The sequence below is a fragment of the Pseudomonas sp. Y24-6 genome, assembly GCF_020295325.1.
Lineage (GTDB): Bacteria > Pseudomonadota > Gammaproteobacteria > Pseudomonadales > Pseudomonadaceae > Aquipseudomonas > Aquipseudomonas gregormendelii.
Genome location: NZ_JACBXG010000009.1, coordinates 120,774 through 133,234 on the forward strand (window position 1 = coordinate 120,774; position 12,461 = coordinate 133,234).

Genomic DNA, 12,461 nt, shown 5'->3' on the forward strand with positions numbered 1-12,461 from the left:
CAGGTCTTACGCTTTCCAGTAACAAATTTTACGCGCCACAAGCGCTCAAATTGGTTTTTAGGGATTGAATAATGAAAAAAGCATTGCTGACCCTTTCTGCACTGGCGTTGTGCATGGCTGCCGGCTCCGCGGTGGCGAAGGAATACAAGGAATTGCGTTTTGGCGTTGACCCTTCCTACGCACCGTTCGAGTCGAAAGCGGCTGACGGCAACCTCGTGGGCTTCGACATCGATCTGGGTAACGCGATTTGCGCCGAGTTGAAGGTCAAGTGCAAGTGGGTCGAAAGTGATTTTGACGGCATGATTCCAGGCCTCAAGGCCAACAAATTCGACGGCGTGATTTCGTCGATGACCGTGACCCCGGCCCGTGAAAAGGTGATCGACTTCTCCAGCGAGCTGTTCTCCGGCCCAACCGCCTACGTATTCAAGCAAGGCTCGGGCCTGAGCGAAGACGTCGCGTCGCTTAAAGGCAAAACCATTGGCTACGAGCAAGGCACCATCCAGGAAGCCTACGCCAAGGCCGTGCTGGACAAGGCTGGCGTTAAAACCCAGGCTTACCAGAATCAGGACCAGGTGTATTCCGACCTTACTTCCGGCCGTCTCGACGGCGCCATCCAGGACATGCTGCAAGCCGAACTGGGCTTCCTGAAGTCGCCAAAAGGCGCAGGCTACGAAATCAGCAAGCCGGTCGACAGCGAATTGCTGCCAGCCAAAACAGCGGTGGGCATTAAGAAAGGTAACACCGAGCTGAAAGCGCTTTTGGATAAAGGTATCAAAGCGTTACACGACGATGGCACCTACGCCACCATCCAGAAGAAACACTTCGGCGATCTGAATCTGTACAGCGGCAAATAATGCCCGGCGCCCATCCCTGGATGGGCGCTCTTTTTATCCGATCAGGTTGCTGATTTATGTTCGAAAACCTCCTGCAAAATCTGGGGCTCTCAGCCTTCAGCCTCCAGGGCTTTGGCCCGTTGTTGCTGGAAGGCACCTGGATGACCATCAAATTATCGGCATTGTCGCTGCTGGTGGCCGTGTTGCTCGGCCTGCTCGGCGCCACGGCCAAGCTATCGAAAGTCAAAATGCTGCGGGTGCCGGCGCAGGTCTACACCACGCTGATCCGCGGGGTGCCGGACCTGGTGCTGATGCTGCTGATTTTCTACAGCCTGCAGACCTGGCTGACATCGTTTACCGATTTCATGGAATGGGAATACATCGAGATCAACCCGTTCAGTGCCGGGGTCATTACCCTGGGCTTCATTTATGGCGCGTACTTCACCGAGACCTTCCGTGGCGCGATCCTCGCAGTGCCCCGGGGCCAGGTCGAAGCCGCCACCGCCTACGGGCTCAATCGCGGCCAACGCTTTCGTATCGTGGTGTTCCCGCAAATGATGCGCTTTGCCCTGCCAGGCATCGGCAACAACTGGATGGTAATGCTCAAGGCCACCGCACTGGTGTCGATCATCGGCCTCGCCGACCTGGTCAAGGCCGCACAGGACGCCGGTAAGAGTACCTACCAACTGTTCTATTTCCTGGTGCTGGCGGCACTGATCTACCTGCTGATTACCAGCGCCTCCAACTTCGTCCTGCGCTGGCTCGAACGCCGCTACGCCGCCGGCTCGCGGGAGGCCGTACGATGATCGAACTCCTGCAGGAATACTGGAAACCCTTCCTTTATACCGACGGCTACAACATCACGGGCCTGGCGATGACCCTGTGGTTGCTCAGCGCATCGATCTTCATCGGCTTCCTGGTGTCGATCCCGCTGTCGATTGCCCGGGTCTCGCCCAAGGTCTACGTGCGCTGGCCGGTGCAGTTCTATACCTACCTGTTTCGCGGGACGCCGCTCTATATCCAGTTGCTGATTTGCTACACCGGCATCTACAGCCTGGCGGCGGTGCGTGAACAACCGCTGCTGGATGCGTTCTTTCGCGATGCCATGAACTGCACGATCCTGGCGTTTGCCCTGAACACCTGCGCCTACACCACGGAGATTTTCGCCGGGGCCATTCGCAGCATGAACCACGGCGAAGTCGAAGCGGCCAAAGCCTACGGCCTGACGGGCTGGAAGCTGTACGCCTACGTGATCATGCCTTCGGCCCTGCGCCGCTCGTTGCCCTATTACAGCAACGAAGTGATCCTGATGCTGCACTCGACCACCGTGGCGTTTACCGCAACTATCCCGGATGTCCTGAAAGTCGCGCGGGATGCCAACTCGGCGACCTTCCTGACCTTTCAGTCGTTCGGCATCGCCGCCCTGATCTACCTGACCGTTACCTTTGCATTGGTCGGCCTGTTCCGCCTCGCCGAACGCCGATGGCTGGCCTTCCTCGGGCCGACCCACTAGGACTTTGCACCATGCGCCACCAGATCCATGACTTGCTGGCCCCGCTGCCGGGGACCGCACGGCAGATTCACAGCTTTCACTTCGGCCCCTCGTCGGCCAGCGGCAAGATCTACATCCAGGCATCCCTGCACGCCGATGAAATGCCCGGCATGCTGGTGGCCTGGCATCTCAAGCAGCGCCTCAGAGAGCTGGAAGCCGCCGGCCGCCTGCGCAGCGAAATCGTATTGGTACCCGTGGCCAATCCGGTTGGCCTCGAACAGGTTCTGATGGATGTCCCCCTCGGGCGCTACGAGCTGGAAAGCGGACAGAATTTCAACCGCTGGTTCGTCGACCTGAGTGAAGAAGTCGGCAACGACATCGAAGGGCAACTGGGCGACGATCCACAACGCAACCTGCAGGTGATCCGCAGCAGCCTGCGCCAGGCCCTGGCGCGGCACACGGCGGCGACCCAGTTGCAATCCCAACGCCTGACCCTGCAAAGGCTGGCCTGTGATGCCGACCTGGTGCTGGACCTGCATTGCGATTTCGAAGCCGTTGCGCACCTTTACACCACCCCCGAGGCCTGGCCTCAGGTGGAGCCACTGGCCCGCTACATCGGCGCCGAAGCCAGCCTGCTGGCCACCGATTCCGGTGGCCAGTCGTTTGACGAATGCTTCACGCTACTCTGGTGGCAATTGAAAGAGCGCTTCGGCGAGCACTTCGACATCCCCTTGGGCAGTTTCTCGGTAACCGTCGAATTGCGCGGCCAGGGTGACGTCAATCACCCCCTGGCCAGTCTCGACTGCCAGGCAATGCTCGACTACCTGATCCACTTCGGCGCTATCGTCGGCACGCCGGGGCCATTGCCCGAATTGCCCTACCCCGCGACCCCGTTGGCCGCGGTGGAGCCCGTCACGACGCCGGTTGGCGGCTTGCTGGTGTTCGCGGCGCTGCCTGGGGAATACTTGGAAGCCGGGCAGTTGGTGGCTGAAATCATTGATCCGGTGCTTGACCAGGTCACCCCGGTCCATTGCGCCACCGCAGGGCTGATGTACGCCCGGTCACTGCGACGCATGGCCACGGCTGGCATGGTGATCGCCCACGTTGCGGGCACTGAAGCCTATCGCAGCGGCTACCTACTTTCGCCTTGAGGATGCATTGCCCCATGTACAAACTGACCATTGAAGGCCTGCACAAAAGCTATGGCGATCATGAAGTGCTCAAGGGTGTTTCGCTCAAGGCAAAAACCGGTGACGTCATCAGCCTGATCGGCGCCAGCGGCTCGGGCAAAAGTACCTTTCTGCGCTGCATCAACTTTCTCGAACAGCCCAACGACGGTGCGATGAGCCTCGACGGCCAGAGTATCCGCATGATCAAGGATCGCCACGGCATGCATGTGGCCGATGCCGATGAACTGCAAAGGATTCGCACGCGCCTGGCGATGGTGTTCCAGCACTTCAATCTGTGGAGCCACATGACAGTGCTGGAGAACATCACGATGGCACCGCGCCGGGTGCTGGGCTGCGACAAAAAGGAAGCCGAGGACCGCGCCCGGCGTTATCTGGACAAGGTGGGCCTGGCGGCGCGGGTGGCCGATCAGTACCCGGCCTTTCTCTCGGGCGGTCAGCAGCAACGCGTCGCCATTGCCCGCGCGCTGGCGATGGAGCCGGAGGTGATGTTGTTTGACGAGCCGACTTCAGCCCTGGACCCGGAATTGGTCGGCGAAGTGCTGAAAGTGATCCAGGGCCTGGCCGAAGAGGGCCGCACGATGATCATGGTGACTCACGAGATGAGTTTCGCGCGCAAGGTGTCGAACCAGGTGCTGTTTCTGCATCAGGGTCTGGTCGAGGAGGAAGGCGCGCCCGAGGATGTATTGGGCAATCCGCGCAGCGAGAGGTTGAAGCAGTTCCTGAGCGGAAACCTGAAATAACGGGAGCTCGATTGCCTGGCCCCCAGATCATTTCTGCGTTGGCGCCTGCGTAGGAGCTGTCGAGTGAAACGAGGCTGCGATCTTTTGAACTAGTTCAGCAAACGCCAGCTCGAAAGATCGCAGCCTCGTTTCACTCGACAGCTCCTACAGGGCGCAAGCAGCCGGCATGGGATCCTCTCCAGACTTTGCAAAAAAATGGTTCAGCGCTCGCGGCTGGAAGCCGTTCGCTTTTCAAAAGCAGGTCTGGGCCGCCGTCAAGCAAGGCCAGTCAGGACTGCTGCACGCCAGTACCGGCGCCGGCAAAACCTACGCCGTCTGGTTTGGCGCACTCAACCGCTACGCCAGCACCCTCTCCCCGGTCGAAACCCCGCGCAAGCGCAAACCTGTAGCCGAACCCTTGACCGTCCTGTGGATTACCCCGATGCGCGCATTGGCGGCGGACACCGCGCGTGCATTGGAGGGGCCACTGCAGGACCTGCAGATACCCTGGAGCGTCGGCCTGCGAACCGGTGACACCAGCAGCAGCGAACGGGCCAGGCAAAGCAGGCGCCTGCCCACCACGCTGATCACCACCCCGGAAAGCCTCACTCTGCTGCTGGCCCGGGCCGACGCGCAAAGCGCCTTGTCGACCTTGCGCATGATTGTGGTGGATGAATGGCACGAATTGCTCGGTAACAAGCGCGGAGTGCAGTTACAACTGGCCCTCGCCCGCCTGCGCCGCTGGCAACCCGACCTGGTGGTCTGGGGCGTGTCCGCCACCTTGGGTAATCAGGCCCACGCCGAGCAAGTGCTGATCCCTCATGGCGGCGGCATTAGCGTGCAGGGCCAGAGCGGCAAAGACCTGCGAGTCGATTCACTGCGCCCTCCCGCCATCGAACGCTTTCCCTGGGCCGGGCACATTGGCCTGAAAATGCTGCCGCAGGTGGTCGCGGAACTCGAGTCCAGCCCCAGCACCCTGGTGTTCACCAATACCCGCGCGCAATCGGAAATCTGGTATCAGGCGCTGCTGGAGGCACGGCCGGACTGGGCCGGGATCATTGCGCTGCATCACAGTTCATTGTCGCGCGATACCCGGGACTGGGTTGAACGGGCCCTCAAGGATGGGCAGCTCAAAGCCGTGGTCTGCACCTCCAGTCTCGACCTGGGGGTGGATTTCCTGCCGGTGGAACGGGTGCTGCAAATCGGCTCGGCCAAAGGCGTCGCGCGGCTGATGCAGCGGGCAGGCCGCTCCGGCCACGCACCGGGGCGTGTGTCACGAGTGACACTGGTTCCGACTCACAGCCTTGAATTGATCGAGGCGATTGCGGCGCAGGACGCCGTAGCGCAGCGGCGCATCGAGCCTCGGGAATCGCCGCACAAGCCGCTGGATGTGCTGGTGCAACACCTGGTCAGCATGGCGTTGGGAGGTGGTTTCATACCCGAAGAACTGTACGAAGAAGTACGCGGTGCCTGGGCCTACCGCGACCTCAGCCTGGCGGACTGGGTGTGGGCGCTGGCTTTCGTACGCCACGGTGGGCTGTCTCTGACGGCCTATCCGGATTATCGCCGGGTCGAACCGGATGAGCATGGCGTGTGGCGGGTACCCGACGCGCGCTTGGCGCGACGCCATCGCATGAGCATTGGCACCATCGTCAGCGATGCGAGCATCCAGCTGAAGTTCTGGAGCAAGGGCGGTGGCGGCAAGCAACTGGGCAGTGTCGAAGAGGGATTCATAGCCCGGCTCAAGCCCGGCGACGGCTTCCTGTTCGCCGGGCGCTTGCTGGAGCTGGTGCGGGTGGAAAACATGACCGCCTACGTCAAGCGCAGCACAGCGAAGAAAGCCGCGGTGCCGCGCTGGAATGGCGGACGCATGCCGCTCTCCAATGAACTGGCCACGGCGGTGGTTGCGCGTTTCAGCGCAGCCGCGTCAGGCGAGTTCATCGGGCCGGAAATGAAAGCGTTGCGCCCCTTGCTGGAGGTGCAGCAACAATGGTCCGGGCTGCCAACGGATAAAAGCCTGCTGGCCGAGGCCCTGAAATCCCGCGAGGGCTGGCACCTGTTTCTCTACCCTTTTGCTGGACGCCAGGTGCACCTGGGTCTGGCCAGCCTGCTGGCGTGGCGGGTCAGTCAACGCCTGGCCGTTACGTTCTCCATTGCGGTGAATGATTACGGGCTGGAGTTGCTGAGCGCCACCCATGTGGACTGGGCTGAGCATCTCGACCCGGCGCTGCTCAGTCCTGAGCGCTTGATGGCTGATGTGCTTGCCAGCCTGAATGCGGGCGAGCTGGCCTTGCGCCGTTTTCGCGAGATTGCGCGCATCGCCGGCCTGGTGTTTGCCGGTTATCCAGGTGCGCCGAAAAGTACCCGGCAGGTACAGGCCTCCAGCGGCCTGTTTTTCGAAGTCTTCAAGCAATACGATGCTGACAACTTGCTGCTGGCCCAGGCAGGGGAAGAGGTGTTGCGCGAGGAACTGGATATACGGCGCCTTGAAGAGACACTTGAGCGAATCGGCCGACTCAGGCTCGACCTGCACCCGATCAAACGTCCTACACCGCTGGCCTTTCCACTGCTGGTAGAGCGCATGCGCGAAAGCATGAGCTCGGAAAAACTTGCCGACCGCATCCGCCGCATGGTCAGCGACCTGGAAACGACTGCAGAGACAGGGAAAGCCTGATGAGTACACCCTACCCCGTCCGGCTCGCGGGTGAAGAGCTGTGGCTGTTACCGGAAAAAGCCATCTACTGGCCAGCGCAGGAGGCATTGCTGGTGGCCGATGTGCACTTTGGCAAGGCTGCCGCGTATCGGCGCCTGGGTCAGCCCGTGCCTCAGGGCACTACCGCGCAGAACATCCGTGTGCTGGACGCGCTGCTGGCGCGACTGGCGTGTCGGCAACTCATTTTCCTGGGTGACTTCCTGCACGGCCCAGGCTCCCACGCACCGGCTACTTTAAGCGCCCTGGCGCAGTGGCGTGCGCGGCACATCGACCTGCCGATGACATTGATCCGCGGCAATCATGACAAGCGCGCCGGCGACCCGCCCACCTCATTGAACATTCGCGTAGTGCCTGAGCCAATGCTGCTCGGGCCCTTTGCGCTGCAACATGAGCCTGACCCGCACCCCGACCGGCACGTGCTGGCCGGTCACGTCCATCCGGTGTATCGGCTTCAGGGTCGCGGGCGACAAAGCTTGCGCCTGGCGTGCTTCAGGCTTGCAGAGGCTGTCAGCCTGCTACCCGCCTTCGGCGCATTTACCGGCGGGTACCAGGTCGAGCGGGATGACAGTTGCAGATTGTTCGTGATTGGCGACAACGAGATATGGCCGGTGTAGGAGCTCTCGCTCCCACACAGCAATGGCCGAAGGATCATGCAACAGGCGCTGGAGGCGGCTCATCCGGCAAGGTGGGCTCGCCAGGTTCGGTCGGTTGTTCGTTGGGGGTATCAGGATCAGGCTGGCCGGGGATTCCTCCAGCCATGCTGAGTGGCGGGTGCGCCAGCAGTGACCAGGCCAAAACGCCAACCTGATTGGGCTCAAGCCTTGCCAGTTCGGCACTTATTTGCGGATCGATCTTCATAGAGCACTCCTGAGCGGTGGCCCGGTTCACTGTGCGCGAACCGGGCAGTACACCCAATAGAGTGTCTTCGCGCCGAAGAATTCCCACGACCCGTCAGATGGATGACTCAGGTACGCGGCAGGGTAACGCCGCGCTGGCCTTGATACTTGCCGCCACGGTCTTTGTAGGACACTTCGCACTCTTCGTCGGATTCGAAGAAAAGCATCTGTGCGACACCTTCATTGGCGTAGATTTTTGCCGGCAGCGTGGTGGTGTTGGAGAATTCCAGGGTCACATGGCCTTCCCACTCCGGCTCGAGCGGCGTCACGTTGACGATGATGCCGCAACGGGCGTAGGTGCTTTTACCCAGGCATATGGTTAGCACGTTGCGCGGTATGCGGAAAAATTCCACGGTGCGGGCCAGTGCGAACGAGTTGGGCGGAATGATGCAGACATCGCTCTTGACGTCGACAAAGCTCTTCTCATCGAAGTTTTTCGGATCGACGGTTGCCGAGTTGATGTTGGTGAACACTTTGAATTCATCGGCGCAGCGCACGTCGTAGCCGTAGCTCGACACACCGTAGGAAATCAGGCGCTCGGCACCTTCACCGCGCATCTGGCGCTCAACGAAGGGGTCGATCATGCCGTGCTCTTGCGCCATGCGGCGAATCCACTTGTCCGATTTGATGCTCATGGCGGGTGTCCTGAATAGCGAGGTGGAGAAAATCTGTCCGGCATCTTACCGGGGGCGGGTCGCCGGTTCAAAGAGCGCAATAAAATTCTCCCGAGCGCGCCCCCGAATTTCCGGGCCCTCAGTCTATTTTGATGCACCGTCAGTCACGAAATAAGAGAAACCTTCGCAAGAAGCATTGGCACGTTCCGGAAAAAGGGTTAAGGTGGCGCCACTGTGCTGCTTGTGTCACTGAGAATCTCTACACGATATGTTGAATTTCGATCCAACCATCTACAAGAATTTTTCCTGCTCTTTGCACTCAGTCTCGGCCAGGGTTCTTCCTGCGTCGCAGTTATCTTTGTTCAAGGAGTTACACCATGTCTAATCGCCAAACCGGTACCGTTAAGTGGTTCAACGATGAAAAAGGCTTCGGCTTCATCACTCCACAATCCGGTGACGACCTGTTCGTTCACTTCAAAGCTATCCAATCCGACGGCTTCAAAAGCCTGAAAGAAGGCCAACAGGTCTCTTTCATCGCTACCCGCGGTCAGAAAGGCATGCAAGCTGAAGAAGTTCAAGTTATCTAACTTGTACTTGCTTTAGTAAAAAGCCCCGCCCTCAAAAGCGGGGCTTTTTTGTGCCTGTGTGTTTTTGCCAGGGCAAAAAAGATCGCGGCCCGAGCCTTCGGCAGCTCCTACAGAGTTTTGCATTCATCCTGTAGGAGCTGCCGAAGGCTCGGGCCGCGATCGGACGATCTTTTGATCTTGAGCTTAAGCTTAAGCGCTTATTACCAGGCCACACCAAACCCAGCGGTATACCGGGTCTTCTCCAAATCAGCATCATCAGTACCACTGATGACATCTCGCTCGGCCTTCAGGTTAAGCGAAGCCCACTCGGTCACCTTGTAGCGCAACCCCACCTCGGCATCCAGCGCGTAATCCGCAACGCCTGACAATGGCTTGCCCACCTCGCCGTTGGTGAAGAACTCGACCTTCTTGCCAATCAGGTAGCGGTTGTAGTCCCACTTCATGGCCAGGGAGTAGAAGTTTTCCTTGCCGCCGTCCGCGTATTCATAATCCGTGCGGTTGACCAGCGACCCCAGCGAGAACGCGCCCAGCTCGTCATCCCAGAACTGATAACCAGGACCGGTACCGACGGTGCGCTGACGGGACAAGTCTTCGACCTTGTCGCGCTTATAGACGGCGCGACCTTGCCAGAACCATTTCTCGGTCAGGAACCGATCGAGGGAGTACTCACCGCGCCAGTTATCCGTGGTGACCACGTCGTCCTGGAATTCGCGGTTGTATTCGCCTTCCGCCGTATGCCGCCACTTGCCATGCCGCGCACTGGTCTTGAAGTCGATGTCGTAGTCATCGGTGTCTTTCTCGGCCCGCTGGTAATCCAGCGCCATGTCGACATTGCCCTTCCATACCAGGTCCTCAACCACCGGCTTGGGCTTAAGGATCTGCTGGATACTGGCAAGCTCCACGGTCTTCGGCGCATCGCCATTGGCCAGCGTCACCTTGCCATCGTCTGCCGCCTGCAGTGACTTGGCCTTTTCCCCGGTGTAAGCATCCTGCTTGACCAGTAATTCCTGATCGCTTTCCAGCGTCTTGACCTGTTTCCAGTCGATCGGGATCGCGCCGGCGTACTCGGTCTGGATCAACAGCTTGCCGCCGTCGAACAGGGTGATCTTGCCGCTCAGCTTGTCACCGTTCTTCAACCAGACGGTGTCGGCGAGCAAGGGTGTGGAAGCACTTAGGACAGCGAGGCACAGCAGGGATCTGGACACCATAAGCAAATACAGGCTCAAGTTTGCGAAAAAAAGTCGGCATTATCCTTACGAATAAGACCCTAGCAAGCACTGACACGACTATTTCTATTGAGTTCATTTCTCAATTGGCCATTCTCGACTTACTCTGGGGACCGTAAATACCGCGACCCGCAGGAATTGCGCACGTGACAGACCCGCTCAATGAAACCGACAGCACTGCGCAAATCCGACGCACGGCGCTCTACATGACGCTGGCGCAGGTGCCGCCGGGCAAGGTCGTCAGTTATGGGCAGCTTGCCGAGCTGGCAGGACTGGGGCGCGCCGCCCGTTATGTCGGCCGAACCCTCAGCCAACTTCCCGGTGACAGCAAATTACCGTGGCACCGGGTACTCGGCGCGGGCGGGCGCCTGAGCCTGCCTGCAGGCAGCGCTTCCGGGGATGAACAACGCGCGCGATTGCGCGAGGAAGGCGTCAGTATCCTGAATAATCGTGTTGATATTCAGCGCCATGGCTGGCGCCCGGTAGAGCACAGCGGTTAGAGTGCGCGCTTTGTTTCCGTAATTTTGAGGCAGACTCCAGCCCATGCCCCGTAAAACCTGGCGCGCCGCGCTCGCCGCCTATGCCAGCCCTTCAACGCTCGTGCTGTTGCTGCTGGGTTTCGCCGCCGGCCTGCCGTACATGCTGGTGTTTTCAACACTTTCGGTCTGGCTGCGTGAAGCCGGTGTCGCCCGCGAAACCATTGGCTACGCAAGCCTGATCGGTTTGGCCTATGCCTTCAAATGGGTGTGGTCGCCGCTGCTCGACCAATGGCGCCTGCCATTGCTCGGCAAGCTGGGGCGTCGACGCTCCTGGCTGGTCCTTTCCCAGGCACTGGTCATTCTCGGCCTGATCGGGATGGGTTTCTGCGACCCGCAAAAACACCTGTCCTGGTTGATCGCGATCGCCGTGGTCGTGGCCTTCGCCTCGGCAACACAAGACATCGCTGTCGACGCCTATCGCCTGGAAATTGCCGATGACAGCCGCCAGGCTGCCCTCGCCGCCAGCTACATGTCGGGTTACCGTATTGCCGCATTGCTGGCCACGGCCGGCGCGCTGTTCTTCGCCGAAGGCTTTGGCTCTACGGGCTTCAACTACCAGCATTCAGCCTGGGCCGGCACCTATATCCTGTTCGGCGCCCTGATGATCCCGGCGCTGCTGACCTCTTTCTTCATGCGTGAACCGCCGGTGCCCCTGCGCACGCAACTGCAGGCCGGACGGTACTCCTTCGCACATCAACTGGCTTCCGTGTTCGTACTGATCGTGCTGCTGGTGTCTGTGCCTGCCATGTTCACCCAGCTGTACAACACCGATTTCGCCAGCGTGCTGTTCGAAGGCCACAGCGTGCTCGACCTGCTACTGGAAGACCGCGCGTTCCTGCGGGCCATTCTCTATACCACACTGACCTTCATGTGCCTGTCGGCCATGGGTCGCCGCGGCCTGGCACCGGTGCTGACGCCGGTCAACGACTTCATCCTGCGCTACCGCTGGCAGGCGCTGCTGCTGCTGGGCCTGATCGCCACCTATCGAATGTCCGATACGGTCATGGGCGTAATGGCCAACGTGTTCTACATCGACCAGGGCTTTACCAAGGACCAGATCGCCAGCGTCAGCAAGATCTTCGGCCTGATCATGACGCTGGTGGGCGCCGGCATGGGCGGTTTGCTGATCGTGCGCTTCGGTATCCTGCCGATCCTGTTGATTGGCGGCATTGCTTCAGCCGGCACCAACCTGCTGTTCCTGATGCTCGCCGATATGGGCGCCAACCTGAACATGCTGATTGTCACCATTTCCCTGGACAACTTCAGTTCCGGGCTGGCGACTTCGGCGTTCGTCGCCTACCTGTCGAGCCTGACCAACCTCAAGTTCTCCGCCACCCAGTACGCCCTGCTGAGCTCGATCATGCTCCTGCTGCCACGCCTGATTGGCGGCTACTCAGGGGTCATGGTGGAGAAATTCGGTTATCACAACTTCTTCCTGATCACCGCGTTGCTGGGCGTCCCCACCCTGCTCCTGATCATGTTGCACTGGTATCAGGAAAGCCGCCGCGCAGGGCCGACGCCGACACCGGAACCGATTCCTGCACCTGCGGCCGAAGAACCCCTTTAGCTGGAAAACGCGCTGGAGCGGGGTAATTCCCGCCCTGCCGCGACACCACCGACCGCACGCCTGTACGCCAGCAGATCTCGCCCGT

Annotated in this window: 13 protein-coding genes; 10 read left to right on the forward strand and 3 right to left on the reverse strand. The window is 60.1% G+C overall.

Annotated features, from left to right (window positions below; all coding sequences use genetic code 11):
- Positions 1–71 precede the first annotated feature (71 nt).
- From HYI44_RS18360 to pdeM, 7 genes are all read left to right on the forward strand, one after another.
- Complete coding sequence (locus tag HYI44_RS18360; protein WP_045061087.1) at positions 72–854, forward strand: transporter substrate-binding domain-containing protein; 783 nt, start codon at positions 72–74, stop codon at positions 852–854.
- Between the two features lie 56 nt (positions 855–910).
- Positions 911–1,639, forward strand: a complete 729-nt coding sequence (locus tag HYI44_RS18365) for an ABC transporter permease (RefSeq protein ID WP_045061088.1) — start codon at positions 911–913, stop codon at positions 1,637–1,639.
- On the forward strand, positions 1,636–2,346 hold the full coding sequence (locus HYI44_RS18370; protein ID WP_225570140.1) for an ABC transporter permease: 711 nt from the start codon (positions 1,636–1,638) through the stop codon (positions 2,344–2,346). The genes HYI44_RS18365 and HYI44_RS18370 overlap by 4 nt, the downstream gene beginning before the upstream one ends.
- Positions 2,347–2,357: 11 nt before the next feature.
- Positions 2,358–3,476 carry a succinylglutamate desuccinylase/aspartoacylase family protein gene (locus HYI44_RS18375; RefSeq protein WP_225570141.1) on the forward strand — a complete coding sequence of 373 codons (1,119 nt, stop codon included), beginning with the start codon at positions 2,358–2,360 and terminating at the stop codon, positions 3,474–3,476.
- Between the two features lie 14 nt (positions 3,477–3,490).
- A complete protein-coding gene (locus HYI44_RS18380; RefSeq protein WP_122837727.1) occupies positions 3,491–4,255 on the forward strand; it encodes an ABC transporter ATP-binding protein in 765 nt (254 codons plus the stop codon).
- A 166-nt stretch (positions 4,256–4,421) separates the two neighbouring features.
- A complete protein-coding gene (locus HYI44_RS18385; protein ID WP_225570142.1) occupies positions 4,422–6,908 on the forward strand; it encodes a ligase-associated DNA damage response DEXH box helicase in 2,487 nt (828 codons plus the stop codon).
- Entirely contained in the window at positions 6,908–7,561 is a 654-nt protein-coding gene (gene pdeM / locus HYI44_RS18390) for a ligase-associated DNA damage response endonuclease PdeM (protein WP_225570143.1), read from the forward strand. Before HYI44_RS18385 ends, pdeM begins: the two co-directional genes overlap by 1 nt.
- Positions 7,562–7,595: 34 nt before the next feature.
- Here the strand turns inward: pdeM and HYI44_RS18395 are convergent, their stop codons facing one another.
- The gene (locus HYI44_RS18395) at positions 7,596–7,805 is read right to left on the reverse strand and encodes a hypothetical protein (RefSeq protein ID WP_045061094.1); all 210 of its coding nucleotides are present in this window, start codon (positions 7,803–7,805) and stop codon (positions 7,596–7,598) included.
- Between the two features lie 106 nt (positions 7,806–7,911).
- On the reverse strand, positions 7,912–8,478 hold the full coding sequence (gene dcd / locus HYI44_RS18400; protein ID WP_122837724.1) for a dCTP deaminase: 567 nt from the start codon (positions 8,476–8,478) through the stop codon (positions 7,912–7,914).
- Positions 8,479–8,834: 356 nt separating this feature from the next.
- Here dcd and HYI44_RS18405 point away from each other — a divergent pair, with 356 nt between their 5' ends.
- Positions 8,835–9,044: a cold-shock protein gene (locus HYI44_RS18405; protein ID WP_002554837.1), complete on the forward strand. Its 210-nt coding sequence runs from the start codon at positions 8,835–8,837 to the stop codon at positions 9,042–9,044.
- 200 nt (positions 9,045–9,244) lie between these two features.
- On the opposite strand, the gene HYI44_RS18410 is transcribed toward HYI44_RS18405, so the two are convergent.
- The gene (locus HYI44_RS18410) at positions 9,245–10,252 is read right to left on the reverse strand and encodes a DUF481 domain-containing protein (RefSeq protein WP_122838611.1); all 1,008 of its coding nucleotides are present in this window, start codon (positions 10,250–10,252) and stop codon (positions 9,245–9,247) included.
- A gap of 224 nt (positions 10,253–10,476) precedes the next feature.
- Here HYI44_RS18410 and HYI44_RS18415 point away from each other — a divergent pair, with 224 nt between their 5' ends.
- Together HYI44_RS18415 and HYI44_RS18420 are read left to right on the forward strand one after the other, a co-directional pair.
- Entirely contained in the window at positions 10,477–10,770 is a 294-nt protein-coding gene (locus tag HYI44_RS18415) for an MGMT family protein (RefSeq protein ID WP_225570197.1), read from the forward strand.
- Positions 10,771–10,813: 43 nt separating this feature from the next.
- A complete protein-coding gene (locus tag HYI44_RS18420) occupies positions 10,814–12,376 on the forward strand; it encodes an AmpG family muropeptide MFS transporter (protein WP_122837722.1) in 1,563 nt (520 codons plus the stop codon).
- Positions 12,377–12,461: the final 85 nt, after the last annotated feature.